Annotated in this window: 26 protein-coding genes; 14 read left to right on the forward strand and 12 right to left on the reverse strand. The window is 62.1% G+C overall.

The window, feature by feature from the left end:
- Window positions 1–4 precede the first annotated feature (4 nt).
- Window positions 5–448, forward strand: coding sequence for a helix-turn-helix domain-containing protein (locus ABX74_RS07100; protein ID WP_019744761.1), 444 nt, complete (start codon window positions 5–7; stop codon window positions 446–448).
- A 13-nt stretch (window positions 449–461) separates the two neighbouring features.
- Here the strand turns inward: ABX74_RS07100 and ABX74_RS07105 are convergent, their stop codons facing one another.
- The 3 genes from ABX74_RS07105 to ABX74_RS07115 are packed head-to-tail and all read right to left on the reverse strand — an operon-like array spanning window position 462 to window position 2,569.
- The gene (locus tag ABX74_RS07105; RefSeq protein ID WP_019744762.1) at window positions 462–1,280 is read right to left on the reverse strand and encodes an ABC transporter permease; all 819 of its coding nucleotides are present in this window, start codon (window positions 1,278–1,280) and stop codon (window positions 462–464) included.
- Window positions 1,240–2,091, reverse strand: coding sequence for an ABC transporter ATP-binding protein (locus ABX74_RS07110; RefSeq protein WP_047888489.1), 852 nt, complete (start codon window positions 2,089–2,091; stop codon window positions 1,240–1,242). The genes ABX74_RS07105 and ABX74_RS07110 overlap by 41 nt, the downstream gene beginning before the upstream one ends.
- 1 nt (window position 2,092) lies before the next feature.
- Window positions 2,093–2,569, reverse strand: coding sequence for a MarR family winged helix-turn-helix transcriptional regulator (locus ABX74_RS07115; RefSeq protein ID WP_020908655.1), 477 nt, complete (start codon window positions 2,567–2,569; stop codon window positions 2,093–2,095).
- Between the two features lie 124 nt (window positions 2,570–2,693).
- Here ABX74_RS07115 and ABX74_RS07120 point away from each other — a divergent pair, with 124 nt between their 5' ends.
- Window positions 2,694–3,197: a lipoprotein gene (locus tag ABX74_RS07120; protein ID WP_047888490.1), complete on the forward strand. Its 504-nt coding sequence runs from the start codon at window positions 2,694–2,696 to the stop codon at window positions 3,195–3,197.
- Between the two features lie 3 nt (window positions 3,198–3,200).
- Here the strand turns inward: ABX74_RS07120 and ABX74_RS07125 are convergent, their stop codons facing one another.
- Both ABX74_RS07125 and ABX74_RS07130 read right to left on the reverse strand, forming a co-directional pair.
- Entirely contained in the window at window positions 3,201–4,523 is a 1,323-nt protein-coding gene (locus tag ABX74_RS07125) for an NAD(P)/FAD-dependent oxidoreductase (protein WP_047888491.1), read from the reverse strand.
- Window positions 4,523–5,275, reverse strand: a complete 753-nt coding sequence (locus ABX74_RS07130; RefSeq protein ID WP_007727631.1) for an SDR family oxidoreductase — start codon at window positions 5,273–5,275, stop codon at window positions 4,523–4,525. The genes ABX74_RS07125 and ABX74_RS07130 overlap by 1 nt, the downstream gene beginning before the upstream one ends.
- 82 nt (window positions 5,276–5,357) lie before the next feature.
- Between ABX74_RS07130 and ABX74_RS07135 the strand changes: the two genes are divergently transcribed.
- The 3 genes from ABX74_RS07135 to ABX74_RS07145 are packed head-to-tail and all read left to right on the forward strand — an operon-like array spanning window position 5,358 to window position 9,795.
- Window positions 5,358–6,767, forward strand: coding sequence for a dihydrolipoyl dehydrogenase family protein (locus tag ABX74_RS07135; RefSeq protein WP_047888516.1), 1,410 nt, complete (start codon window positions 5,358–5,360; stop codon window positions 6,765–6,767).
- A gap of 29 nt (window positions 6,768–6,796) precedes the next feature.
- Entirely contained in the window at window positions 6,797–8,326 is a 1,530-nt protein-coding gene (locus tag ABX74_RS07140; protein WP_021332290.1) for a carboxylesterase/lipase family protein, read from the forward strand.
- Window positions 8,323–9,795: a carboxylesterase/lipase family protein gene (locus ABX74_RS07145; RefSeq protein ID WP_020908661.1), complete on the forward strand. Its 1,473-nt coding sequence runs from the start codon at window positions 8,323–8,325 to the stop codon at window positions 9,793–9,795. The genes ABX74_RS07140 and ABX74_RS07145 overlap by 4 nt, the downstream gene beginning before the upstream one ends.
- A gap of 7 nt (window positions 9,796–9,802) precedes the next feature.
- On the opposite strand, the gene ABX74_RS07150 is transcribed toward ABX74_RS07145, so the two are convergent.
- Both ABX74_RS07150 and ABX74_RS07155 read right to left on the reverse strand, forming a co-directional pair.
- Window positions 9,803–10,228 (reverse strand): hypothetical protein, encoded by a 426-nt coding sequence (locus tag ABX74_RS07150; RefSeq protein ID WP_003946354.1) that lies wholly within the window; start codon window positions 10,226–10,228, stop codon window positions 9,803–9,805.
- Window positions 10,225–10,815 (reverse strand): helix-turn-helix domain-containing protein, encoded by a 591-nt coding sequence (locus ABX74_RS07155; protein ID WP_020908662.1) that lies wholly within the window; start codon window positions 10,813–10,815, stop codon window positions 10,225–10,227. The genes ABX74_RS07150 and ABX74_RS07155 overlap by 4 nt, the downstream gene beginning before the upstream one ends.
- Window positions 10,816–10,980: 165 nt before the next feature.
- On the opposite strand from ABX74_RS07155, the gene ABX74_RS07160 reads away from it, so the two are divergent.
- The 6 genes from ABX74_RS07160 to ABX74_RS07185 all read left to right on the forward strand — a co-directional run bounded on the left by ABX74_RS07160 (window position 10,981) and on the right by ABX74_RS07185 (window position 16,970).
- Window positions 10,981–11,766: an aldolase gene (locus ABX74_RS07160; protein WP_019744772.1), complete on the forward strand. Its 786-nt coding sequence runs from the start codon at window positions 10,981–10,983 to the stop codon at window positions 11,764–11,766.
- 33 nt (window positions 11,767–11,799) lie between these two features.
- On the forward strand, window positions 11,800–12,702 hold the full coding sequence (locus ABX74_RS07165; RefSeq protein ID WP_047888492.1) for a dihydrodipicolinate synthase family protein: 903 nt from the start codon (window positions 11,800–11,802) through the stop codon (window positions 12,700–12,702).
- Window positions 12,703–12,761: 59 nt separating this feature from the next.
- A complete protein-coding gene (locus ABX74_RS07170; protein ID WP_047888493.1) occupies window positions 12,762–13,622 on the forward strand; it encodes an SDR family oxidoreductase in 861 nt (286 codons plus the stop codon).
- On the forward strand, window positions 13,622–15,415 hold the full coding sequence (locus tag ABX74_RS07175; RefSeq protein WP_047888494.1) for a DEAD/DEAH box helicase family protein: 1,794 nt from the start codon (window positions 13,622–13,624) through the stop codon (window positions 15,413–15,415). The genes ABX74_RS07170 and ABX74_RS07175 overlap by 1 nt, the downstream gene beginning before the upstream one ends.
- A gap of 241 nt (window positions 15,416–15,656) precedes the next feature.
- A complete protein-coding gene (locus ABX74_RS07180) occupies window positions 15,657–16,133 on the forward strand; it encodes a nitroreductase/quinone reductase family protein (RefSeq protein WP_019744776.1) in 477 nt (158 codons plus the stop codon).
- A 57-nt stretch (window positions 16,134–16,190) separates the two neighbouring features.
- Window positions 16,191–16,970 (forward strand): DUF427 domain-containing protein, encoded by a 780-nt coding sequence (locus ABX74_RS07185; RefSeq protein WP_047888495.1) that lies wholly within the window; start codon window positions 16,191–16,193, stop codon window positions 16,968–16,970.
- 48 nt (window positions 16,971–17,018) lie between these two features.
- Here ABX74_RS07185 and ABX74_RS07190 read toward each other — a convergent pair whose 3' ends face one another.
- A complete protein-coding gene (locus tag ABX74_RS07190) occupies window positions 17,019–18,251 on the reverse strand; it encodes an MFS transporter (protein ID WP_041815142.1) in 1,233 nt (410 codons plus the stop codon).
- Window positions 18,252–18,323: 72 nt separating this feature from the next.
- Between ABX74_RS07190 and ABX74_RS07195 the strand changes: the two genes are divergently transcribed.
- Window positions 18,324–19,199: a LysR family transcriptional regulator gene (locus tag ABX74_RS07195; RefSeq protein WP_047888496.1), complete on the forward strand. Its 876-nt coding sequence runs from the start codon at window positions 18,324–18,326 to the stop codon at window positions 19,197–19,199.
- Here the strand turns inward: ABX74_RS07195 and ABX74_RS07200 are convergent.
- From ABX74_RS07200 to cobF, 4 genes are all read right to left on the reverse strand, one after another.
- Window positions 19,192–20,058 carry an Fpg/Nei family DNA glycosylase gene (locus ABX74_RS07200; protein ID WP_047888497.1) on the reverse strand — a complete coding sequence of 289 codons (867 nt, stop codon included), beginning with the start codon at window positions 20,056–20,058 and terminating at the stop codon, window positions 19,192–19,194. The two genes, ABX74_RS07195 and ABX74_RS07200, sit on opposite strands and share 8 nt — an antisense overlap.
- Window positions 20,059–20,098: 40 nt before the next feature.
- Window positions 20,099–21,274, reverse strand: coding sequence for a sensor domain-containing diguanylate cyclase (locus ABX74_RS07205; RefSeq protein ID WP_019744781.1), 1,176 nt, complete (start codon window positions 21,272–21,274; stop codon window positions 20,099–20,101).
- Window positions 21,275–21,317: 43 nt separating this feature from the next.
- Window positions 21,318–22,484 carry a GGDEF domain-containing protein gene (locus ABX74_RS07210; RefSeq protein WP_223257852.1) on the reverse strand — a complete coding sequence of 389 codons (1,167 nt, stop codon included), beginning with the start codon at window positions 22,482–22,484 and terminating at the stop codon, window positions 21,318–21,320.
- 75 nt (window positions 22,485–22,559) lie between these two features.
- A complete protein-coding gene (gene cobF / locus ABX74_RS07215) occupies window positions 22,560–23,300 on the reverse strand; it encodes a precorrin-6A synthase (deacetylating) (RefSeq protein ID WP_019744783.1) in 741 nt (246 codons plus the stop codon).
- Between the two features lie 86 nt (window positions 23,301–23,386).
- Between cobF and ABX74_RS07220 the strand changes: the two genes are divergently transcribed.
- Together ABX74_RS07220 and ABX74_RS07225 are read left to right on the forward strand one after the other, a co-directional pair.
- A complete protein-coding gene (locus ABX74_RS07220; RefSeq protein WP_003946427.1) occupies window positions 23,387–24,187 on the forward strand; it encodes a thymidylate synthase in 801 nt (266 codons plus the stop codon).
- 2 nt (window positions 24,188–24,189) lie between these two features.
- The gene (locus tag ABX74_RS07225; protein ID WP_047888499.1) at window positions 24,190–24,681 is read left to right on the forward strand and encodes a dihydrofolate reductase; all 492 of its coding nucleotides are present in this window, start codon (window positions 24,190–24,192) and stop codon (window positions 24,679–24,681) included.
- Window positions 24,682–24,712: the final 31 nt, after the last annotated feature.

Raw genomic sequence — 24,712 nt, forward strand, 5'->3', positions numbered from 1 at the left:
AATTGTGACCGATTCATTCAAGGACCGCTTGAACGCCTTGTACCCGGCCACAGCACCGAGACTCACCAACGCACAAGTTGTGGAAGCCCTTTCACAACGCGGATGCAAGATTTCGACACCGTACCTCTCTCAGCTCCGGAGCGGTGTGCGCACAAATCCGTCAGAGCAAGTCGTTTTGGCATTGGCCGATTACTTCGGCGTAGCAGCAGAGTACTTCTTCGGCCCGACGCCTCGCCAAGATCCCGAACTGATTCCGGAAGAAGACCGTTCGGTTGTCGAAGAGTTCCACGACAGCGAATTGCGTTCTCTGGCTATGAAAGCGGTCGATCTCTCCCCTGAATCGCAGGACCTACTCTCGTCGATTGCGGAGAAACTTCGCTCGTCCGAAGGACTCCCGGCCGTACCTCCGGATTGCAGCACGTACGCCCCACCGTTCACTCGTGACTGATCCAGCGCGAAGATCAGCGAGTCAAGCGGCCCAATAGTGCCGAGGCGGTGACGATTCCGAGCAGCGCTGCCCCGATCAGCACGCCGAAGTCGACGACATAGTTGGTCGGCATTCCGATGAGTAGACCGCGCAGTGCTGACACCTCGTAGCTCAGCGGGTTGATGCGGCTGAGCCACTGAACCCACGTCGGCATGAGTTCGACCGGGTACAGCGCGTTGGACGCAAAGAACAATGGCATGGTGATTGCCTGCCCGATGCCCATCAATCGATCTCGTTTGAGCACGATTCCCGCGATCGCAACCGACAAGCAGGCAAAGAACGCGGAACCCAGGACAACGACCAATACGACCCCGAGCAGTTTGAGCGGGTTCCACGTCATACTCACGCCCAACAGCGCCGCCACGATGACGACCACCATTGCCTGGGCGACTGCGCGGATCCCGGCGGCGAATGCCTTACCTGTCACCAATGCTGCGCGCGGCGTCGGCGTGACCATCAATTTGGTGAGGACTCCCGCGTCACGCTCCCAGATGATCTGGATTCCGTAGAAGATCGCAACAAAAAGAGCGGACTGCGCGATGATGCCGGGCGCGAGAAAGTCGAGATACGGTACGTCGCCAGTGGGGATCGCTCGGATATGACTGAACGTCTGGCCGAAGATCACCAACCAGAGGATCGGCTGGATTGCGCGCGTGACCAATTCAGATCGGTCGTGCCGCAACTTCTGAACTTCCACGAGGCAGAATGTGTAAATTCTCGAGAGCAATCGAGCGAAACCGTTGGTAGTGGGATCAGCCCAAGCGGCGCGCTGTGCGACGGGCACTGCGGACATCGCGGAGACCTCCTGACTTGTCGCCGGTGAGATCGTCGCCGGTGTAGTGACGGAACACGTCTTCGAGAGTGGCCTCCGGCCCCAGTTCGGCGGCCAACTCGCTCGGCTCGCCCACCACCCGAAGTTCACCGTGATGCATCAACGCAACACGATCACACAGCTCCTCGGCCTCTTCCATGTAGTGCGTCGTCAGCAGCACAGTCATGCCGTACTGCTTCTGCATCTCCGCCACTCGCTGCCAGACGGATTCGCGGGCAATGGGATCCAGCCCCACCGTCGGTTCGTCGAGTACCAGCAGCGACGGTCGGTTCACCAGCGCCTGTGCAAGTTCGAGCCGTCGCACCATACCGCCGGAGAAACTCGACGCCAGACGATCACCTGAATCGAGCAGGTCCACCATCTCGAGCGCCTGGTCGACGCGCTCGCGTCGTTCGGACCGCGGAACGTCGTACAGTCTCGCGAACCAGGTCACGTTCTCGCGTGCGGTCAATGCGCTTTCGATCGAGAGCTGTTGTGGCACGTACCCGAGGTAGCGCCGAATGGTCATCGCCTCGGTACGAACTGAGCGACCGAGAATCCGAATGTCACCGTCTTGCAGAGGAAGTAACGTGTTGAGCAACCTGATCGTCGTAGTCTTTCCTGCGCCGTTGGGACCGAGCAGGCCGAAACACTCCCCCGCATTGATGACCAGACTCAGGTTGTCCACCGCGCGGTGGTCGCCGAACTTGTATGTAACCGAGTCGATCTCGACCGTGTGTGCGCCAGGGTCGGGTGAACCTGCCGCTCGGCTCTTCCACCACTGTGTCAGCATCTCACTGCCCCTCACCTTCTGATCCGGCTGCTGCCAGAGCGCTCGCCAATCGCGACAGGGCTGGTAGCGCAGCCTCGATCCTCGCCCTGTCTTCTCCGGTCAGACTCGACAATGCCTGACCGACAATCACACTCCGGCGATCACGCCACACTTCGACGCGGGCGCGCGCCTCGTCCGAGAGGACCAATCGCGCGACGCGTCGATCAGCCTCGTCGGCAACCCGTTCGATCACTCCATCGTCGACGAGCTGCCGAACCAGGGTGGACACCGTGTTTGCCGCGACACCCAATCGCCCGGCAGCCTCAGCCACCGACAGACCCGGGTTGCGCCGTAGCAGCCTGACGAGTTCGATTTGGGCGCCGCCGAGCGGTCGTTCTGCAAACGGTCGCCCCGATGCCTTCCTCGTGCCTCGACGCAATTGCCCGAGCGTCTCCAGGACATCATCCGAAAGCCTGTGATCTGCTCCGATTTCATCCACACCTCACAATAGCTCTGTAACAGAGCTATTGTCGAGGAATCCGGACGCCCGGCGTTTTCAGCTCGTCCGCAACGGGTATCCCCGATTGCTTGTCCCGAGCACTCCCGCCCAGAACGGAGACGTCATGCGCAGACAGTGGTTGTTCGCGACGGTTGCGAGTAGCGCCCTGATCCTCACCGGTTGCTCGCCCGACGCCCTCGATTCCGGGGACAGCGCAGACAACGTCACTGCCATTTCGACGTCGCTGTCGCCACCCGCCGCCGCTGATGCACCCCTGCTGAAGACCGCCGACTCCCCACTCGGGACGATCGCCGTCGACGGCGAGGGCATGACCGTCTACGTCTACAACCCGGACGAGGAGAACTCACAAGCCGGGTCGTGCGACGAAGCGTGCCTGCGTTACTGGCCGGCGGTCACCTCGGTCACGGATTCGCCGATCGTCGAAGGAATCGACGCCGTCATCGACACTGTCGACGGGCCTGAAGGATCTTTCCAGATCACCGTCAACGGCAAGCCCGTCTATCGGTACCTCGACGACAAGGTTCCCGGAGACATGCTCGGACAGAGCGTCGGCAGCCTGTGGTGGATGATCGACGCCGCCGGAAACCCCGTGTTCAAGACTGAGTAACCCTCAGTTGTACGGCTGCCGCGCGGTTTCGGGGTCGCCGTACGTGATTGCCCGTTCCCGACGCGTTTTCGACGCCAGGGTTGCGCCCCAGTTCAGCACCGTGCTGGCGCGATTGCGGAACCCCGCGAGGAACGCGATGTGGATGATTCCCCATGACACCCATCCGATGAACCCGGACAACTGGACCGGCCCTGCCTGAAGCAACGCGTGGCGTCGCGAAATGTAGGCCGCGGTTCCAAGATCGCGGTACTTGAACGGTTTTCGGCTGGGCACGCCGTTTTCCACCGTTGCAGCGATCCGGGCACCGACGTGCCGACCACCCTGCATCGCGACCTCGGCCACCCCGGCAAGTTTGTCCCGCGACATGAGGTCGCCCACCACGTAGACGTTCGGGTGGCCGGGAACGGTCAGATCGGCTTCCACCTCGATGCGGCCACCGCCGACCTGCTTCACACCCAGCGCCGTGGCCAGTGCCTCGGCGAACGGCACTGCTTCGACGCCCGCGGTCCATAGAATCGTGCGAGTCTCGTACTGCCGCTTCTCTTTTGTCTTCTTGTCCGTCGTCTCGATGCTGGTCTCGCACACGTCGGTGACGTGCACGCCGAGGTGAGTCTCGACGCCGATCCCGTCGAGAGTACGTTTGGCGGCGGCCGAGAGCTTGCGACTGAACGAAGGGAGCACCCGATCGTCGCCGTGGAAGAGCAGTACCCTTGCCTCGTCCGGGTCGATGGACCTGAACTCGTTTGTGAGCGCGTGCATTGCCAATTCGCGGATCTGTCCGGCTAATTCGACGCCGGTGGGTCCGCCGCCCGCCACGGCGAATGTCAGCCACGGTCGACGTTCTTCCGCTGTCGGGAGCGATTCGGCCATCTCGAACGCAGCAATGAGACTGCGTCTGATCGCCAAAGCGTCGTCGAGGGTTTTCATGCCGGGCGCCCATTTGATGAACTCGTCCTGACCGTGGTACGACTGGCGCATTCCAGCCGCCACGATCAGGTAGTCGTACGGCAATTCGAAGGTCGACCCGTCGAAGCGACTGGCAGTCAGTATCCCGGCGTCGGCGTCCACCGACTTGGCCTCGCCCAGAACGACGTTCGTGTTCTTGTTGTCCTCGAGCAGATGTCGCAGCGGACTTGCGATCTGCCCTTCGGAGAGCAGACCCGTGGCGCACTGGTAGAGCAGGGGCTGGAAGACGTGGCTGGTCCCTCGGTCGATCAGAACCACCTCGACGTCGGCCTTCTTGAGTCGTCTCGCTGCGTACAGTCCACCGAAGCCGCCACCGACGATCACTACTCGGGGCTTACCGTTCGAGATGTGGATGCTCATCAGACAAACCTCGCTGTCACGGAGTTGGGCAGGAATCGTAGGGCCGCATCTATCCCTTGCCACTTGAGGCCGGGTAGCGCCGCTCGGGTGGTTTCCTTCTCGATGGCGTCGACCATGGCACTGACGCCTTCGTCCAAACTGGCCATGAGCGCTGCGTCGTCGCCGGCGCCGGCGGACATGTCGGTCTTGATGAAGCCCGGCAGCAGGGTGGTGACGCGAATAGGTGTGCGCGCCAACTCGATACTGAGCGCCTCACCCAGAGCCGCTACCCCGGCCTTGCTTGCCGAATAGGCCGCTTTTGGCCCGGGTAGCCCCCGATCCGCGCTGATCGAGGACACGAGAACCAGGTGTCCGGAGTCCTGCGCGCGGAAGATCTCGAGCGCGGCTTCACACTGCGACAGCGCGCCGACAAAATTCGTCTGCGCTGTTGCAAGATTCGCGTGCGCTTTTCCGGTTCCGATCTTGGCGCCCTTGCCGAGCCCGGCGTTCACGATCACCCGGTCCAGGCCACCCAACTCGTCGCGCAGCTCACCGAAAACCCGGACGACGGAATCGTGTTCGGTCACATCGAGTTCGCGCACTGCGACGCTGATCGACGGGTACTGCGCCACCAGCTCCCCACGCAGCGTGTCGAGACGATCCGTCCGCCGAGCACACAACGCGAGGTCGCGACCGGCCGCGGCGAATCTCCTGGCCATCTCCTCACCCAGACCCGAACTGGCACCGGTGATCAAAATCTTCTGCCGCGTCATGGGTGCAACTGTAACCATCTTCGAGTTCTCGTACCCGGCGGTAACCGAGCGAACTCGGACCGATCCGACATACCGTGGAAGCATGACCGACGAATTCGATGTCATCGTGATCGGCGGTGGGCCCGCCGGCGAGAACGCCGCCGCGTACGCCATCGCCGGAAGTAATCGCACCGCCGCAATCGTGGAACACGAACTGGTCGGCGGTGAATGCTCGTATTGGGCCTGTATGCCCAGCAAGGCGCTACTGCGCCCGGGGCAGGTCCTCGAGGCGGCCGACGCCTTGCCCGGGATCCCGGCCGGACCGCTGGACGTCGAGGCCGTCCTTAAACGCCGCGACTCGTTCACCCACAACCACGACGATTCGTCCCAGGTCGACTGGGCCACCTCCGCGGGAATCACAGTGATCAAAGGCCACGGGGTGATCGACGGCGAGCGCGCTGTGACCGTCGACGGGACCCGTAAGCTCCGCGCCCGCCAAGCCGTCGTACTCGCCACGGGCACAACTGCCACTGTCCCGAAGACGCCGGGGTTGCGTGAAGCACTCCCGTGGACGTCGCGCGATGCGACCAATCTCCACGAGGTTCCGTCGCGGGTGGCGGTCATCGGCGGCGGAGTCGTCGCAACGGAGTGCGCAACGTGGTTGTCGTCGTTCGGCGCTCACGTGACACTGCTCGTGAGAGGCGATGCTCTGTTGAAATCGGCAGAACCGTTTGCCGGAACGATGGTTGCCGAAGCACTCGGCGCCCGCGGCGTCGACGTTCGACTGAGCACCGCCGTCAACTCGGTGTCGCGACCCGACGCCAAGGACACCGGTGAGGGCCACATCCACGGTGGACCCGTCAGCATCGAGACCTCTTCCGGTGTGATCGAGGTCGACGAGGTCATCGTCGCGGCGGGCCGCGGGCCGACATCGGCCGATCTCGGCTTGTCCGTCATCGGCCTCGAGGACGGCAAGTACGTCACCACTGACGATCACCTCTGTGCCCAAGGTGAGTGGCTCTACGCCGTCGGCGACATCAACGGTCGCTCTCCCCTCACCCACATGGGCAAGTATCAGGCGAGAGTCTGCGGAGACGTCATCGCCGCGCGGGCCGAGAGCCGCGGACTCAGGGGACCTCGGTACACGGCGTCGGCGGACAACGGACAGGTCCCCCAGGTGGTGTTCACCTCACCCGAAATCGCGTGGGTGGGACGCACCGAGAAGAAAGCTCGCGACGACGGCTACGACGTCGAAGTCGTGGAGATCGAACTGGCCGTCGCAGGATCCTCACTGTTGCGCGACGACTACTCCGGGCGCGCGAAGTTGGTCATCGACAAGGCCACCGAGGTGATCCTCGGCGCTACTTTTGCCGGGCCCGAAGTGTCCGATCTGGTGCACGCGGCGACAATCGCGGTCGTCGGCGCCGTCCCACTCGAAACTCTCTGGCATGCGGTGCCCTCGTATCCGACGGTCAGTGAGGTCTGGCTTCGATTGCTGGAGGCTCGCCGCTGACGCGATCCCGAAGTACGTATAGTCGCGACATGGCGTCCGACATACTTGTGACCACGGCCGACGGCACCCTACGCGGCCGCCGGGTGGGAAAACTTCGTGCCTGGCGCGGAATTCCCTACGCCCGGCCGCCGGTCGGAACACTGCGTCTGACGCGGCCACAGCCGGTCACACCATGGACCGGAGAACGAGACGCGACCAGGTTCGGCGACGCCTCGGTCCAGCACAAGAAGGGGCTGCTGCTTTCGCCCGGGAAGTACCAGCCGAGCAGCGAGGACTGTCTGACACTCAACGTGCTCGCTCCAGCGAACGCCGGTAACACCCCGCTTCCGGTCATGGTCTTCATCCACGGTGGGGCAAACACCATCGGGACCTCGGCTACCGGCTTGTACTCCGGTGTGTCCCTCGTCGAACGCGGCGACATCGTCTACGTCTCGATCAACTACCGCCTCGGTGCTCTGGGGTACCTCGATTTCACACCCTTCTCCACGGCCGAGCGGGCATTCGATTCCAACCTCGGACTGCGCGATCAGGTCGCGGCCCTGCAATGGGTGCAGCGCAATATCGCTGCCTTCGGTGGGGATCCTGAAAAAGTCACGATCTTCGGTGAATCCGCCGGAGCCACTGCCGTCACCACCTTGATGGCTACTCCGGCTGCCAAGGGACTGTTCGCTGGTGCGATCGCCGAGAGTTCGGCTCCTGATCTGGTCTCGAGCACGCAGCGATCGCACGCCTGGGGTGCGCGTTTCGTCGAGATCCTCAATTCCGGTCTACCGCCCGCGAAGGCTTTGACCTCGGCGACTGCCGTCGAATTGGGCCGAGCAGGCAGCAGACTCGGTGCCGAGGTACTGGCGAACACGCCTGGACTACATCCCTTCGGTCCAGTCGTCGACGGCGACTTCCTGCCGCGCTCCCCCTTGGACGCATTCAATGAAGGATCGGCACACCAGGTTCCGATGATCATCGGCACCAACAGACGGGAGGGAACGCTGTTCCCGAAGGTGCTCGACGCACTCCCGACCAACCCGTCGCGCATCGACACCATGTTCGCTCTCACCGATCCCGAGGCCGGAAAGCGCATCCTCGCAACCTATCCCGGCTATCCCGACGAGCAGTCCGCGATCGATGTCGGTGGAGACGTCACGTTCTGGCACCCTTCAGTGGAGTTGATGCAGGCTCACGCACAATCGGCGCCGACGTACGCCTACCGATTCGACTTTGCGCCGACGATGATGCGTTGGCTCGGCCTCGACGCCACTCACGGTTTCGAGATGTTCGCGGTCTTCGGTATCGGCGACACCCTTGTCGGGCGCGGCCTCACCCTTCCCGGCGGTCGGCGCGGACTGCGCGCAGTCACCGAATCTGTTCAGGGACACTGGCTTCACTTCGCCAAGCACGGCTCGCCGCGTGGGTCGTGGCCGCGTTACGACGCGCAGGAGCGTCGGACCATGATCTTCGACGAGATCGTCCGCGTCGAGAACGATCCCAGACGTGAACAACGCTTGGCCTGGTCGGGATACAGCGGTTACCGTAGCCACGGCACCGACATCTCCCTACCGTGACGAGCCCCCTCGAGATCACTCTCGATTCCGGGGTCGTACGCGGGCGCCTCGATCGAGGACTGCGCACCTGGCGAGCAATCCCCTACGCAGCGGCCCCGACCGGCCGCTGGAGATTTCGCGCACCACAGCCGGTCGAGGCTTGGAATGGTGTCCGCCCGGCGGAAGCATTCGGCTCTCCGTCTCCGCAGCGCAAGAGCAACTTCGACGAGAACTCACTCTTCGTCAATGTCGTGGCCCCGCAGGTACCGTCGGATTCGTTGCGACCGGTCATGGTCTTCATTCACGGCGGCGCGTACAACGGCGGGAATCCGTCGACGCCCATGTACCGCGGAACGAGCCTGGTCGAACGTGGCGACATCGTCTACGTCTCGATCCAATATCGTCTCGGCGCGTTGGGCTACCTCGATTTCAGTGAGTATTCCACTGCTGAACAATCATTCGACACGAACCTCGGATTGCGCGATCAGATCGCCGCGCTGACGTGGGTCCAGCGCAACATCGCCTCCTTCGGTGGCGACCCGAACGCCGTCACCGTCTTCGGTGAATCGTCCGGCGCCAACGCTGTCACCACTCTGATGGCAACGCCCGCGGCCCGAGGGTTGTTCGCTCGGGCCATTGCTCAAAGTCCGCCGGCTGCTTCGGCATACGGAAAGGATCGAGCGCAGCGATGGGCGCGCGAGTTCCTCGAGATCGCAGACGCACCGGAAACCGATCCTGCCTCGTGGCTGCGCTCCGCTTCGGTGAAGGAACTGGTCGACGCCGGCGAAGAACTTGCGCGACGCGGCGCGGACGAAGAACCCGGAACACGGGCATTCGCCCCTGTAGTGGGTGACGACATTCTTCCCGAACACCCGCTCGACGTGTTCGCCGCCGGACGGGCCCACCCCGTTCCGCTGCTCGTCGGTTCGAATCTCCATGAGGGGCGGATCTTTCCGCGCGTTCTCGACATCTTGCCTACCAACCCGGTTCGGATCGAGAAGATGTTCTCCCACACCACCCCTGAAGTGAAAGCACGTGCGCTCGCGGCGTATCCCACGTATCCGCATCGTTTCGCTGCCGCCGATCTCGGCGGCGACATCACCTTCTGGGAACCGGCAATACTGTGCGCACAGGGCCATTGCCAGGTAGCTCCTACCTACAGTTACCGCTACGATTTTGCGCCTCGCCTGCTCAGACTCATCGGCATGGGCGCTACCCATGCCACCGAATTGCTTGCGGTCTTCGGCCGTTCGGATGCACTCACCGCGGCCTTGACCGCGGTCGGTGGACGTCGCGGACTGGCCGCGGTGACCTCCACCGTGCAGCGCCACTGGATCCATTTCGCCCGACACGGAGTGCCGGACCAGGATTGGCCCGCCTACTCCGTCCCGGAGCGGCAAACGATGATCTTCGACGAGACGTCCAGAGTGGAGAACGACCCGATGGGTGAGCGTCGACGCGCCTGGATCGGCTACGAGCACCGACGCTGAAGCCCGGTCAGAAGAACTGGCCTTTCACGAAACCTGCGAGCAGGACCGCGAATCCGCCCACCTCACCGAGAATCAGCAGGAACATTCCGAGGTGCAGGGGCGGACCGGCGGACTCGAACTGATTGTCGGTGTCCTTCATCGCACCGTGAGCGATGTAGCTGAAAATCGCTGCGAGAAAGAAGAACACGACCACTGCGGCACTGGTCAGGTTGATCCACGTCGGCCACGCACTGAGTTCGACGAACACCGCGATCAGCAGCGTCGCAAACGAGTACATCAGGGCTGCGCGGTGGGCGATGTCGACATACGGATGGGCGAGGTGATTATCCGAGGTGGCCATCTGTCGGTACTTCCAGATTCCCAGGCACAGGGAGAGAAGGAAGATCAGACCGGCCGCGAGCAGCGTCAGTGTCGTGTCGATCCCCAGGGTCATCTGCTCACCCCGCAGTGCGCTTCCAGTGAGTCACCGCTGGGTGATCCAGTCGAAGGATTGTCGTAGACGACAACCAGCACCACCGCACGATCTGCCGACACCGATCGCATCCGGTGTGGCGTATTCGCGTCGAAATACAGGCTGTCGCCGGCGTCGAGGTGCATCGTCTGTCCGGGGATTTCGAATTCTACGGATCCGGAGTGCACGAACACGAACTCCTCTCCCGTGTGGTCCATGAACTTGGGACCCATCACCGACGCCGGATGAACCACGAACGGCTGCATGGCCTTTCCGACCATGGAGGGCGCGATCGGATCGTAGACGGAAGACTGCACGGAGGAAGCCGGGTCGATCACGCGGTCCTTGGCGCGCACGATCGTCATGGCATTGCCCTCCATACTGTCCGAGAACAGTTGTCCCACATCGGCATCGAGCACCCGTGCAATTTTGAGCGCCACCGCGATCGACGGGGTGCTGATACCCCGCTCGACCTTCGAGAGATAGCTCTTCGTCAGACCGGTCTGCTCGGCCAGGCCCTCGAGCGTCAGACCGGCGCGACGCCGATGTGTTCGCAAAAACGCTGCCATTCGATTCCCCTCACGAGACTTTGTGTCATCACCCTACCAACACATTGACCTGCGACGATCACCGACGCTCGTCCTGAGGGTTGCACATTTCCGTCCTATATGACACTTTGTGTCCTATAGGTGACTGAATGTCATTGATTCCGGGCCCCGAGAAAGGCACACCCCATGACCGACACGATGCATGCGAGCAAGCAAGAACTCATGGCCACCGCCGAGACGAAAATGCTCACCGAAGTAACCACAGGCAGTTGGACACTTCGACAGAAGATCGCACTGACCTGCCGCGCGCTGTCGGACGCCGGCCACGATTCCGGTCTCGCCGGCCAGATCTCCGCCCGCGGTGAGCAGCCTGGCACGTTTGTCACCCAGCGACTCGGCCTCGGGTTCGACGAGATCACCGAGGACAACCTCCTGCTCGTCAACGAGGACCTCGAAGTCCTCGACGGGGAGGGCATGCCGAACCCCGCCAACAGGTTCCACAGTTGGATCTACCGCGCCCGACCCGACGTCAACTGCATCGTCCACACACACCCACTGCACGCGACGGCGTTGTCGATGCTCGAGATTCCCCTCGTCGTCTCCCAAATGGACATCGCGCCCCTCTACGACGACTGCGCATTTCTCGCCGACTGGCCCGGAGTTCCCGTGGGAAACGAAGAGGGCGAGATCATTTCGGCTGCGCTCGGCGACAAGCGGGCAATTCTGCTCGCCCACCACGGCCAACTCGTCGTCGGCAACACGGTCGAAGAAGCATGCTCCCTCGGGCATCTGATCGAGCGGGCCGCGCGGCTGCAGTTGCTGGCAATGGCTGCCGGCGACATCAAGCCGCTACCGCCTCGCCTGGCGAAGGAGGCTCACGATTGGACACTGACCCCTCGGCGCAGCGAGGCGAACTTCGCGTACTACGCCCGTCGGGCTCTCCGCAATCATCCCGACGCACTGACCAACTGAATTTCGTTTCCCACCAACAGAACAGAGAACCCCATGAGCAGCACAATCAAGGGAATCGTCGCCTACCCCATCACCCCGTTCGACCGGGACACCGGAGCATTCGATCCCAAGCCGCTACACACGCTCCTCGACAGCATGATCAGCCGTGGTGTCGACGCGATAGCCCCACTCGGCAGCACCGGCGAGAGCGCCTATCTCGACGACGCCGAATGGGAGTCGGTCGCCCGGGAAACTGTCGACTACGTCGACCGACGAGTCCCCACCGTCGTCGGAGTGTCGGATCTGACGACGGCGGGAGCACTCCGCCGAGCATCGATCGCGGCAGACGCCGGTGCCGACGCAATGATGATCCTCCCCACGTCGTACTGGCATCTGGGTGAGCAGGAGATTCGTGAACACGTCAGTGCGGTCGCCGATTCCGTCGACATTCCCACGATGATCTACAACAATCCCGCGACCACAGGGATCGACATGTCGCCGGAGTTTCTCGTCGACCTCGTCTCCACCGTCGACGGCATCACGATGATCAAGGAATCCACCGGCGACATCACCCGCATGAACCGCATCAACGAACTGAGTGGTGGCACTATCCCCTTCTTCAACGGCAGCAATCCTCTTGCACTGCAATCTTTCTCTGCAGGCGCAAGCGGATGGTGCACGGCAGCACCGTGTCTGGCCCCCGAACAGGTGGTGCACTTCTGGCGTCTACTCGAATCCGGTGATCGGTCGGGTGCCGCCGCTGTGTTCGAACAGATCGAGCCACTACTGAAGGTCCTCGTCAGTCGCGGACTGCCGTCGACGGTCAAAGCCGGGTTGGAATTTCTCGGCGTCGACGCCGGCCTTCCCCGCCGGCCCCTGCTGCCCCTCGACGACAACACCAGGACAGCTTTGTCCGACGCTCTGTCGGTGGCTCGCGGTGTAATCGTCGCGTCGTGACCTGACGTGGGAGTGGGTTCCGGCAAGATGGGATGCACACCGACCGAAGGAGGGGCACCATGTCCGTAGATTCACGGTCTGCGAGGATCGCCGTCACCGGCGCTACCGGCCATATCGGCGGACTGGTGGCCCAGTCGTTGGCCGACGCCGGTGTCCCGCAGCGACTGATCGCGCGTTCGGTCAACCGATTACCGCAGCTCCCCGGTGCCGATTCGGCCGAGACCACGTACGGGGATCAGGAGAGCGCTCTCGCGGCTCTGGCCGGAATCGACACCCTCTTCATGGTCTCGGCGGCCGAAAGCGCAGATCGCCTGGATCAGCACCGCACCTTCATCGACGCCGCAGCGGAGGCCGGGGTCAGGCACATCGTCTACACGTCTTTCCTCGGTGCCGCTCCGGACGCGACGTTCACGCTCGCTCGCGATCACTGGATCACCGAGGAACATATCCGCGCTTCCGGACTCGCATTCACCTTCCTGCGCGACAGCTTCTACCTCGATTTCCTACCCGCTCTCGCCGGTGAAGACGGTGTGATCCGCGGACCCGCAGGTGACGGTCTTGTCGGCGCGGTAGCGCGGTCCGACATTGCTGCCGTCGCCGTGTCGGTTCTGCAGGATCTGGATTCTCATGTCGGACAGACGTACAACCTGACCGGACGCGAGGCACTGACGCTCTCCGAGGCCGCGAGCATCATCACCGAGGTCACCGGCAAGCGGACCACGTACGTCGAGGAAACGCTCGAGGAAGCCTACGAGTCGCGGGCGTCGTACAACGCACCCGATTGGGAGCTCGATGCTTGGGTGTCGACGTACACCGCAATCGCGCAGGGTGAATTGGCGATGATCACGAGCACCGTGGAGGACCTTGTCGGCCGGCCTGCGCTCACGCTGCGTGAATTCCTCACAGCAGAAACCGCCTGATGCCACCACGCAAAGCAACCACGGCACGCAAGGCTGCCGCAAAGAAGGCTGCACCGAAGAAGGCTGCTCCCAAGAAGAGTGCAACCAAAAAGACCGCCGCAAAGAAGACTGTCGCAAAGAAACGATCACGCGCTGTGATGCCCGACGTTCCGACAGCTGCTCCGGGCGAACGAGTCTGGCTTCTCGACGTACCCTTTCGGACGCCGGCGCCTGGTGCGCAGTTCGTCAAGAAATGGAAGAGCTACGCGTGGGTCGGCACGGAGTTGCCTGTAGAACTCGCTCCGTTCAAGGCACTCCCCTTCTCGTATCAGCAGTGGGTCGAGGACGACATCAATGACAGCACCGGCGAACGCCCGGTTGCTGCACCCAAAATTCCTCGGCCCGAGCAGGTTTCGGGGGCTGCGTCCGTCGTCGACGCTGCTCGGGCCGGCAAACGCGGATTTCTGTTGGCAGACAATGCCGGCCTGGGTAAGACGCTGATCGCAGTGATGTCGGCCAAGACGATTGCCGAGGAACGCGGCGAAACCAACATCCTCGTCCTCGTCGATCGACCCGCACAGATCACCATTCCGCATTGGCGCTATTCCATCGCATCGGTGGGCGACGGCGGATTCCGCTGGCTGATCATGTCGCCTGACCAATTGAAGAAGCTGATCGCGCGAAACGGCCGTCCCAAGTACACCTTCGGTGTGGTGATCGCGGACGAGGCCCAGCTGTACAGCAACGACACACAGCGCACAGCTGCCTTCGAGAAGGTTGCGCGCTTTTCCAATTCACACGAGCAAGCGCCGTTCGTCCTGTCCGTGACAGCAACACCGGGACATACGCCGGCAGATCAGCGTTACCTGGCGCCGCTTTTTGCGCAGCTGCATTCAGAACCTTCGGAGTACTGGTCCGACCTGGGTGCCAGGCTTGTCGAGTCCGGCCTTCCGCTGGACAAGTCCTACGGGAAGTGGACGTGGAGCGCAGAGGCGAAGGAATCAGCGACCCTGCAATCCCAGGCGCTCGAGACCGTGCGTGGATGGATGTCGAACAGCAAACCGCCCTTGATGATTCATCGACCGACTCCGTGGGGACCCGTTCCGCTCGACGGTATGCCGATCGACCTCACGCATGCCCAGCGCGCCGAGTACGAGACCGAGTGGGCCGAGTACGCCTACGAAATGGGATTGGCCCGCAAGAGCCGCAACATCGCGCGGGGCCGTGCGCTTGTTCTGCGCTATCGACAGAAGGCGGGCATGATCCGCGCCGAGTCGACGGCCCAGTGGGCGCAGGCGCAGGTCAAGGCAGGCAAGCAGGTGTTGGTGGCCGTCGAATTCGTCTCCACGGCAGGCGATCCACTGGTCGAGATGATCGAAGACGCCGGGATCTCGGTGGCAAAACTGTTCGGCGCGGTGCCGGACAAGGAAGGTCAACGTCTGCGGTTTCAACGCGGGGATGCACCGGTCATCGTCTTCAATGTCACGACCTCGATCTCGCTCCACGCCAACGAAGCACTCCCCGACGGCACTCACGCGTCCTCGTTGCCACGGACGGGAATCTTTCATCAACCGCGATACTCAGGGATCGCGGCAGAACAGACATTCGGTCGGTCACACCGCGACTACCAGACGTGTCCATGGGTCATACCCTTCGGCGTGGGCACCAAGGAAGAGGACGTCGCCACGGTTATGTTGCGCAATCTCAATTCGGTTACAGGTCTGAAAGGTGGTGATCGATCCGGTCTGCGGTCGCTGTCCGAACTGCTCGGCGTCGAGTGGCTAGAGCCCGATGTCTTGACCACGGAGGCTTGACCTCGGAGTCTTGACCTCGGCGGCTTGACCACGGAGGCTTGACCTTCCAATGGCCGTCCAACGCGCGCACACGAACGGTTTCGGAGGTATGCCCCAATTCCACTCCACCAAAACCGAATTCGGCTGACCGCTTCATTCCTTTCGGGACCTTGGGACTCCGGTATCTGTGACCTGACGTGGCAGACTCTTTCGAGTCGAGGTGCACCAGCCTCGAAACAGTGCCGAGAAACCGAGGGGTCCTATGCGCAATATCTACCGGTCATTGATGCGCAATGTCGGCCATACACAATGGTTCTCGGATCTCGGCAAGGATCTGGTTCCGCTCGATCGAGCAGTGCAGAGAGTGTCGGGCGGCAAGCTCTCACTCGTCGGCGAGAACACCGTGACCCAGCTACTGCTCACCACCACTGGCCGCAAGACCGGCCGTTCTCGCACCACGCCACTTCTGTACGCACCCGACGGCGATGCGTTTGTCGTCGTCGGATCCAACTGGGGGCAGGATACGCATCCAGCGTGGACACTCAATTTGATGGCAAACCCCACCGCAATCGTGACAGTGAAGGGCGTCGAAATACCGGTCGGTGCGAGTCTGGCGGAGGGCGCCACGCGTAAGAAGTTGTGGAAGCTCGCGACCACAACGTGGCCGCCGTACGAAACCTACGCCGATCGAGCATTCGGGCGCCAGATCCGCGTATTTCGACTCCAACCTGTCAAATAGCTGCTGCCGAGCGCAGGATGGGAAGGACCACCCTGCCGATCTCAGGAGCATTCGCGAATGTCCACAGCACTGACTCACGCAGAAGACACACAGATCACAGCATCCAACGGGCGGATCGCACTGGAGCCGAACCCCCGCCGAATTCGAGCATTCTTCGCTGGTCACGCCGTCGCGGACACCACTCGTTCGGTGTACCTTTTCGAACGCGGCCGCCTGCCGATGTACTACATCCCTCGCGCGGACGTTCGCACCGAATTCCTCGTCCCGACGTCGACGACCACCCATTGCCCATGGAAAGGTGACGCCACCTATTGGACGATCGAGATCGGGGATCGCCGGGCCGAGGACGCCGTCTGGTCCTACCCTGAACAGTTCGAAGGTTCCCTGGACCTGAGTGAGTACGTCGCGTTCTATTGGGATCGGATGGACGCCTGGTACGAGGAGGATCAACAGGTCTTTGTCCACGCCCGCGATCCATACGTACGTATCGACGCACTCCCCTCGTCCCGACACGTCCAGGTTTTTGTCGGCGACGTACTGGTCGCCGAGACGACGCGACCCAGACTGCTGTTCGAAACCGGACTGCCCACGCGGTACTACATTCCGAGAATCGACGTTCGCAGCGAGTACTTTGTGCCGTCCCCGACCACCACGGCCTGCCCGTACAAGGGCACTGCGTCGTATCTGTCCTTCACCGGCACAACCGAACTCGCACCGATCGCGGATCTGGCGTGGTTCTATCCGTTCACCACCGCCGAAGCGTCCGGGATCGACAACCACGTGTCGTTCTATCCCGAACGCGTCGGCAAGATCCTGGTGGACGGTACCGAAATTTGACAGGCGCCGAAATCTGACAGGTGCGGGGATCCGAGAAGGTGCGGGTGCCTATCCCACCGAGACAAGGGATTCCGGGATTCGCAGTTCAGCCTTTTCCAGCCGGCGATCGTGCATCCACACCAACGCCGTTGCAACGGAGAAGACCAACCCGGCGATGCATACTCCGTTCCAGCCGTACGACTTCCACACCATCGACCCCACAGCCGAGCCCACGGCGGCACCCACGAAGTAGGTGGTCATGTACACCGAGTTCACACGCGAACGCGCTTCGGGGACAAGGGCGTAGATCACGTTCTGGTTGCTGACGTGCACTCCCTGCAGCGCGAGGTCGGCAAGAACGATGGCAACAAGAAACCACACTATATGCGTGGCACCGGAGGCAAAGGGAAGCCACGACACCAACAGAATCGCGATAGCTCCGCCCGTCGCCACCTGACCCAGTCCCCGATCGGCCAGTCTGCCCGCCACGGTCGCCATCAACGCTCCCGCCACGCCGAGTAGTCCGACCAGGCCGATTTGAGTATCGCTGTAGCCGAATTCGCCGGAGAGAAGAAAGGCCATTGTCGTGAAGACTGTGCTGACGGCAGCAAAAGCCAGCCCGCCCATGGCCGATCGAGTTCTCAGGCGCGGCAAGGTCGCAGCCAACTTCCCTACCGACGCGAGCGTCGCCCCGTAGCTTGCCTTCGGTCGATCGGCGGAATCGGAAGGCAGAGATCGCCACAGTGCCACGGCCATCACCACCATCAGAACCGCCGCAACCTTGTAGACCGTCGACCAACCTCCCAGCCCGGAGAGGACGCCGGCAACACTGCGCGCCAACAGGATTCCGATCAGCAGTCCGCTCATGATCGTTCCGACCACCTGACCGGACCTCTCAGGTTCGGCCAGTGAGGCGGCAAACGGAATCAGCACCTGGGCAGCAACCGAAAAGACCCCTGCCACTGCGATTCCCACGGCAAGCGTGGCAAAGTTGGGCGCAAATCCGCTGACCGCTTGACCGGTAGCCGCCAGCAGCATGAGCCCTACCGTCAGCTTGCGTCGGTCGACCATGTCGCCTACCGGAACCAGAAGTATCAATCCGAGTGCATACGCGACCTGTGCGATGGTCACCGTCGCGGCCGCTGCGGATGCCGAGACGTTCAAGTGATCCGAGATGGAATCGAGAAGTGGCTGATTGAAGTAGTTACCGCCCGCGCACAGACCCGTCGCTGCAGCCATCAGCAGCACTATCGGTAGTCCGAGCCTCGGACGCGCGTCGCTTGAAATCATGTCGTCAAGCATGACCGCCCACACCGACGTGCGTCCAATAGATAGATATGCATGATCTATCTCCAGAAGCGATAGATTGGTGCAATGGAACTACGTCACATCCGCTACGCCCTGGCAGTCGCGGAAGACAGACACTTCAGCCGTGCTGCCGCGCGGTTGCACGTTTCACAGTCCGCGTTGAGTGCCCAGATCAGAGACCTCGAAAAGGAACTGGGAGTCGAATTATTCAACCGCAACAGTCGAAACGTCGGCCTGACTGCTGCCGGGGAGGTTTTTGTCGCCCGCTCCCGTGAGGTGCTCGGCGCCGTGTCGAGACTGGTCAGTGATGTCTCGGCACGGAGCAACGAGCAAGTGCGGCTGACGGTCGGCACCATTACCTCGGCGGGGCGCGTCGACGTCGGCCGTGCGCTGGCAGATCTGACACGCCGCCACCCTGCAATCAACATCACCGCGCGACCGTACGGCAGTGAAGTAGTTATCGAAGGAGTCCGGTCCGGCGCAATCGACGTCGGCATCGTCGGATTGGCCGCAGGCCGCTTACCCAGGAGCTTTGCCGCCGCACCGTTGTGGAGTGAGCCCACCGCAGCGTTTGTTGCTCCCGACCATCCCTTTGCCCAGGCCTCGTCGATCAGACTCGAAGACCTACGGGATCACACTCTCGTGGACTTCGCCTCCGGCAGCGAGGCCCGTGTCCAAACCGACCAAGCCTTCGCCGAATCACAGGTCCCACGCGGAAAAACGCTCGAAGCCAACTCGGTGGACCTGATCTGTTCACTGACTGCCAACGGCCTGGGTGTCGGTTTGCTCCCCCAGTCCATGAGCGCCCTACATCCCGAACTGGTCTGTATTCCGATCACCGATGCCCCGCATCGGATCGTCCACGCAATTACCGAACCCACCCATTCGTCGGCGCTCGCCCGCGAATTCGTCGAATTACTCGCGGCGCAGTTCGCTACTTGAGCAGTTTCGACATTCGCCTGTCCGCCAACGGCTTACCGCCTGTCTGGCACGTCGCACAGTATTGAAAAGAACGCTCCGCGAACGACACCTCGCGTACGACGTCACCGCACACCGGACAAGGAAGTCCGGTGCGCGCATGTACTCGCATTCCCGAGCGTTTCTCACCTTTGAGTCGGGCCGCGTCCTGACCTTCCGAACGCTCGATCGCGTCGGCCAGCGTGGACCGCATCACGGCATACAGCGTCGAAATCTGCTCCGGCGTCAGCCTCGACGAGGTCGCGAAGGGCGAAAGTTTCGCGGTGTGGAGGATCTCGTCCGAGTAGGCGTTCCCGATGCCGGCGATCAGCGACTGATCGACTATCGAGTTCTTGATCCGCGCCGACGTCCCGCCCAGAATCTCTGCGAACTCAGCTTCTGTCACAGCCATCGCGTCCGGCCCCAACCGGGCGATGCCCGGAACCTCCTGCGGATCGTTCACCACCCACACGGCGAGGCGTTTCTTGGTGCCGGCTTCGGTGAGATCGAATGCCGGCGTCAACCCTTCAGGTGTGAAGAAATGAACGCGCAGCGCCAACGGCCCCTTCCCCGGCTTCGGCGGCGTTGGCGACGGATTATCGAGCCACCGCATCCAACCGGCACGGGAGAGATGCGTGACCAACCACAACCCGTCGCAATCCAGAGCCAGATGTTTCCCGAAGCGGGCGGCGCCCGTGACGTCACGCCCTTGCAAAGCCGTGATCGGCGGATCGAAGGTCTTGAGCACACTCAATGCAGCGATATCGACGCGTCCCACTACTGCGCCGACCGCGTGCTGACGAAGGAACCCTGCCAGCGATTCCACCTCGGGTAGTTCAGGCATGGCATCAGACTAACGCCGACCACGGACACTCACCGTGTGCTCAGTCCGTTTCGGTCAGCAGAACCACCGAGTGTCCACCGCGCGCCTTCGCTGCGTACATCGCGCGATCTGCACGTCGCAGCAAAGTGGGATAGGCGATGAGTGCATCGTCCGGCGATTCGAAAGGACCTGCGACCTTCGCGATTCCGACGCTCAGGGCGACCTCGGAATGGTCGGGAGCAGTGACCGTTGATCGCTGAAGTTCTTGTTCGAGTCGATCGACCGAGCGTTGATCGCCCGAATCGACGATGATGAACTCGTCGCCGCCGATCCGTGCGATCAAGGCCGCCGGGCCGGCGCATTCGACCAGTCTCGATCCGACCTTCTCGATCACAGCGTCCCCGACTGTGTGCCCATATTCGTCGTTGATGGTCTTGAATCGATCGATGTCGACAGCGGCGACAACGACAAGCGCCGAATTCGCGTACGACCGCTCCAGTAGCAGTCGCACCTCGTCGGCCAGTCCCCTCCTGTTGAGTAGTCCGGTCAGTGGGTCCAACTGCGAATTCAGCGCATCGGTGCCGAGGATGGAGAAGATGAACTGACAGGCAAAGGGGATCACGTAGATCGCCGCGCCGACGAGAACTGTCAAAGCGATCAGAACCGGAACATCCGAATAGTTCTCGACAACGGAAATGCGCGTCACAATGCCGATGACTACGACGAATACCCACAGCATGTGAAGGCTCTGTATTCGAGCATTGTGGAAGAACGCGATGTATCCGCCGATCACCGAGAACATCACGGCATGTGCCAGTGCCGCAAGTGGATTGGAATACAACAGCATTGCGGCCGCTATTCCCACTTCCGAATAGAGCACAAAGGCGTATGACCAGGAACGGGAGAGGTTGCGCCTCGTCGAGAGGGCGACGGCCATCATCACGGTTATGACGATGATGACTGCGTTCGCGGTGCGCGCGTGCGGAGTGGTCGGTCCCTGTGGACTGAAGCGAGTCAAGAACATGATCACGGTGACCAGCACCAACGAGCAGACGACAAGAAACCGCGAGGCGACGGTCAACCCTTTGTCCGCGAGATAGCGATTGAAGGTGTCGAATTGGTCCGGACGCCGATACCAATCGACAAGTTGAGAAGAGATCAGCCGGAATGCGGGGCCGGAGAGCGGTCGTTGAGACGCGACGGCGTCCGAACGCTCCACACTCTCGGCAGATTCCATAGGGTCAGGGTAATCCAGTCAACTCCCCGCAATCAGACAATTCTCACTGTTTGCCGTCCCACATCACAACTCGATCGCCGCCGGCGGCCTTCGCGCGGTACATCGAGGCGTCTGCTACTCGAAACAGTTCCGTCAATTCCTCGTCGGAAATGATCGAAGACCATTCGGCAGAGGTGATCGCGACTCCGACGCTGGTCGTCACCGCCGGATCACGATCGTCGATTCGCAGGTGCCTTCGCAGATTGTCCTCGAATGCGGGCGCTGCACCGACGTCGATCGTGTCCACCAAGACGAACTCGTCCCCACCGAATCTGGCGAAGAGCGCCTTCTCGCCGCCGCACCACCGCAGTCGATCAGCAATCTGACGAAGTACGAGATCGCCTTCTTCGTGCCCCCGCGAGTCGTTGACGCTCTTGAACGAATCGACATCGATGATCGCGACGACATACGACGACTTGCTCGACGCATGCCCCGTTGCCCCCATTTCGACAACAGCTCGCTGCAGCCCGCGCCGATTCAGAAGGCCGGTCAACGGATCCACATCCGAGCTGTCCGCGTCGGAGCCGAGAAGTGAGAGGACGAACTGGCAGGCGAACGGGATGACCACGATCCCGGTGGCGATGATCAGACACAGTGCGGTGGCCAACGCAGGATCCGCGTAGACCGCGACCTTTCGGCCGACCACTGCCAGAACCACGATGGACAGGGCGATGTGAATCGCCTGGAGTCTCGCGTTGTGAAAATACGCGATGTAACCACCGATCAGTATCAAGAGCACGCACTGGATCAACCCGATGAAGGGGTCGTTGTTCAAGAACACACCGACAAATACGCCGACCTCGCAGTAGGCGACAAAAAAGTACGACCACCGACGCGTGATTTCGGGCAGAAGGCAGAAGAGCACGATCACCGCGACGGTGACTCCGATGATGACGGCATTGACGACGCTGGTGACGTGGTTGTGCACGCCCGCGTCGCTGAAGCGCAGCAGAGTCATCGCAACGATGACCGTCGTCAGGGAACCGATGACCAGCAATCGGACGGCTAGCTCCAGGCCCTTCGTGGCGAGGTATCGATTGAAACTGTCGAATTGATCAGGACGCCGATACCACTGAACGAGAAGGTCGAAAGCCGACTTCACAGCTGATTTTTCACGGCCACGCGGCGCGGGCAGAATCGACTGCAGTCGGTCCTGCCCGAACGATGTCATGCGCAGATCATAGGTGCGCAGACCGTCGTTCGGGATCAAGAGCGCAGGATCGAGGCCGCGAATCCGCGGTCGGTGTCAGCGCCGAACGAGGTACGTGTCCATGATCCAACCGTGCTTCTCGCGCAGCTCCGCCCGGCGCGCGACGATCCGATCTTCGACGTCGCGCAGGTTGCCGGAAATCAACTCCTCGTCCGCGGTTCCGAGGTATGCCCCCCACCAGATTTCGGCATGGTCTTCGGCCACCTGAGTGAAGGTGCAATGCGCGTCGAGCATGACGACGGCGTTGTCCACGCCGTCGGGTAATCCCTCGGCCAGTTTGCGGCCGGTCGTGATGTGGATGGGTTCGCCGATTCGGTTGAGGACGATTCGGTGCTGTGCGGCCAACGACTGCACGCTGGTGATTCCCGGGATGACGGAGTAGTCGAACGTCGCTCTCCCGCGAGCGAGCACCCGCTCGACGATCCGCAGAGTGCTGTCGTAGAGGGAGGGATCACCCCAGACGAGAATCGCTCCGACGCCAGGTTCGGCCGCGAATTCCGCTTCGAATTTCGCGGCCCGACGCTCGTGCCAGTCCTCGACAACCCCCTCGTAATCGGTCGGGGTTCGGTCCCGCGGCGGGTCCGTGATCTCGACCACCTTGTAGTCGAGGTGAACGTGCTCGTCGAGGATGCCGGTTCGCAAGTCGACCAGAGCCTGCTTCTCGTCACCCTTTCCGATGATGAAGAACGTATCGGCCCTGTTCATAGCCTTGATCGCCTGAACCGTCACCTGGTCGGGATCACCCGCACCGATACCGATCACCAAGAGTTCGCGCATGTGCCGAGGCTATATTGCCGTGCGCCTTTATTAACCGCCGGAGGTTAATAAAGGCGCACAGCAAGGCAGGCCCTAGACTGATTCCCGTGACTGTCTCCACTGCTTACGAAGACCTCCTCCGGCTCGTCATGGAGACGGGTACCGCCAAATCCGATCGAACCGGAACCGGCACCCGCAGCATCTTCGGTCACCAGATGCGTTTCGATCTTGCCGACGGCTTTCCGCTCGTCACCACCAAGAAGGTCCACCTCAAGTCGATCGTCAACGAGCTCCTGTGGTTCCTGCGCGGCGACTCCAACGTGGCGTGGCTGCACGAGCACGGCGTCTCCATCTGGGACGAGTGGGCCGACGAGAACGGCGAACTCGGCCCCGTCTACGGCGTCCAGTGGCGTAGCTGGCCCACCCCTTCGGGCGAGCACATCGACCAGATCACGCAGACCGTCGAGACCCTGCGCTCCAACCCCGATTCGCGGCGAATCATCGTCTCGGCGTGGAACGTCGCCGACATTCCGCAGATGGCGCTGGCTCCATGCCACGCGTTCTTCCAGTTCTACGTCGCCGACGGCAAGCTCTCCTGCCAGCTGTACCAGCGCAGCGCCGACATGTTCCTCGGCGTTCCGTTCAACATCGCCAGCTACGCGCTGCTCACCCACATGATGGCCCAGCAGGCCGGACTCGATGTCGGCGAGTTCGTCTGGACCGGCGGTGACTGCCACATCTACGACAACCACGTCGACCAGGTCACCGAGCAGCTCGGTCGCGAGCCCCTTCCGTTGCCGACCTTGAAGCTGAACAAACGCGACTCCATTTTCGACTACACCTTCGAGGACGTCGAGATCGTCGATTATCAGCACCACCCCGCGATCAAAGCGCCGGTAGCGGTCTGACGATGACCGATCGCACAGTCACCCTCATCTGGGCGCAGGCCCACGACGGCGTCATCGGCGTCGACAACACGATCCCGTGGCGCGTGTCCGAGGACATGGCTTACTTCAAACGCGTCACCATGGGATATCCGGTGATCATGGGACGGCGCACCTGGGACTCCATTCCGCTGAAGTTCCGGCCGTTCAGCGGACGTCGGAACATCGTCGTCACGCGCGATCCGCAATGGCAAGCCGAAGGCGCCGAGGTAGTCCACAGGCTGGACGACGCCTTGGCGTTGCCGGACGGTGACGTATTTGTCGTCGGAGGCGGGCAAATTTATTCGGCTGCACTGCCATTCGCGACGCATCTCCTGGTGACCGAGGTCGACCTCGACATCGCCGGTGATGCCTTTGCTCCCGAGATCGGCCCCGAATGGAACCTGAAGTCCGACGAGCCCTGGCAGACCTCGGAGAAGAGCGGGCTGCGCTTCCGCTGGCTGGAATACACGCGCTGACCGACTTCCGCCGATAACGAGGCACCTCGCG

The organism is Rhodococcus sp. ARP2, assembly GCF_001029585.1.
Lineage (GTDB): Bacteria > Actinomycetota > Actinomycetes > Mycobacteriales > Mycobacteriaceae > Rhodococcus_F > Rhodococcus_F erythropolis.

Coding starts and splice junctions, on each gene's coding strand:
- ABX74_RS07120 (WP_047888490.1), top strand. CDS start 2,694: ATGCGCAGACAGTGGTTGTTCGCGACGGTTGCGAGTAGCGCCCTGATC.
- ABX74_RS07150 (WP_003946354.1), bottom strand. CDS start 10,228: ATGACCCTGGGGATCGACACGACACTGACGCTGCTCGCGGCCGGTCTG.
- ABX74_RS07155 (WP_020908662.1), bottom strand. CDS start 10,815: ATGGCAGCGTTTTTGCGAACACATCGGCGTCGCGCCGGTCTGACGCTC.
- ABX74_RS07225 (WP_047888499.1), top strand. CDS start 24,190: ATGACCGATCGCACAGTCACCCTCATCTGGGCGCAGGCCCACGACGGC.
- ABX74_RS07140 (WP_021332290.1), top strand. CDS start 6,797: ATGGCGTCCGACATACTTGTGACCACGGCCGACGGCACCCTACGCGGC.
- ABX74_RS07195 (WP_047888496.1), top strand. CDS start 18,324: ATGGAACTACGTCACATCCGCTACGCCCTGGCAGTCGCGGAAGACAGA.
- ABX74_RS07180 (WP_019744776.1), top strand. CDS start 15,657: ATGCGCAATATCTACCGGTCATTGATGCGCAATGTCGGCCATACACAA.
- ABX74_RS07135 (WP_047888516.1), top strand. CDS start 5,358: ATGACCGACGAATTCGATGTCATCGTGATCGGCGGTGGGCCCGCCGGC.
- ABX74_RS07105 (WP_019744762.1), bottom strand. CDS start 1,280: ATGTCCGCAGTGCCCGTCGCACAGCGCGCCGCTTGGGCTGATCCCACT.
- ABX74_RS07200 (WP_047888497.1), bottom strand. CDS start 20,058: ATGCCTGAACTACCCGAGGTGGAATCGCTGGCAGGGTTCCTTCGTCAG.
- ABX74_RS07170 (WP_047888493.1), top strand. CDS start 12,762: ATGTCCGTAGATTCACGGTCTGCGAGGATCGCCGTCACCGGCGCTACC.
- ABX74_RS07110 (WP_047888489.1), bottom strand. CDS start 2,091: ATGCTGACACAGTGGTGGAAGAGCCGAGCGGCAGGTTCACCCGACCCT.
- cobF (WP_019744783.1), bottom strand. CDS start 23,300: ATGCGCGAACTCTTGGTGATCGGTATCGGTGCGGGTGATCCCGACCAG.
- ABX74_RS07130 (WP_007727631.1), bottom strand. CDS start 5,275: ATGACGCGGCAGAAGATTTTGATCACCGGTGCCAGTTCGGGTCTGGGT.
- ABX74_RS07210 (WP_223257852.1), bottom strand. CDS start 22,484: ATGACATCGTTCGGGCAGGACCGACTGCAGTCGATTCTGCCCGCGCCG.
- ABX74_RS07190 (WP_041815142.1), bottom strand. CDS start 18,251: ATGCTTGACGACATGATTTCAAGCGACGCGCGTCCGAGGCTCGGACTA.
- ABX74_RS07175 (WP_047888494.1), top strand. CDS start 13,622: ATGCCACCACGCAAAGCAACCACGGCACGCAAGGCTGCCGCAAAGAAG.
- ABX74_RS07125 (WP_047888491.1), bottom strand. CDS start 4,523: ATGAGCATCCACATCTCGAACGGTAAGCCCCGAGTAGTGATCGTCGGT.
- ABX74_RS07185 (WP_047888495.1), top strand. CDS start 16,191: ATGTCCACAGCACTGACTCACGCAGAAGACACACAGATCACAGCATCC.
- ABX74_RS07160 (WP_019744772.1), top strand. CDS start 10,981: ATGACCGACACGATGCATGCGAGCAAGCAAGAACTCATGGCCACCGCC.
- ABX74_RS07165 (WP_047888492.1), top strand. CDS start 11,800: ATGAGCAGCACAATCAAGGGAATCGTCGCCTACCCCATCACCCCGTTC.
- ABX74_RS07205 (WP_019744781.1), bottom strand. CDS start 21,274: ATGGAATCTGCCGAGAGTGTGGAGCGTTCGGACGCCGTCGCGTCTCAA.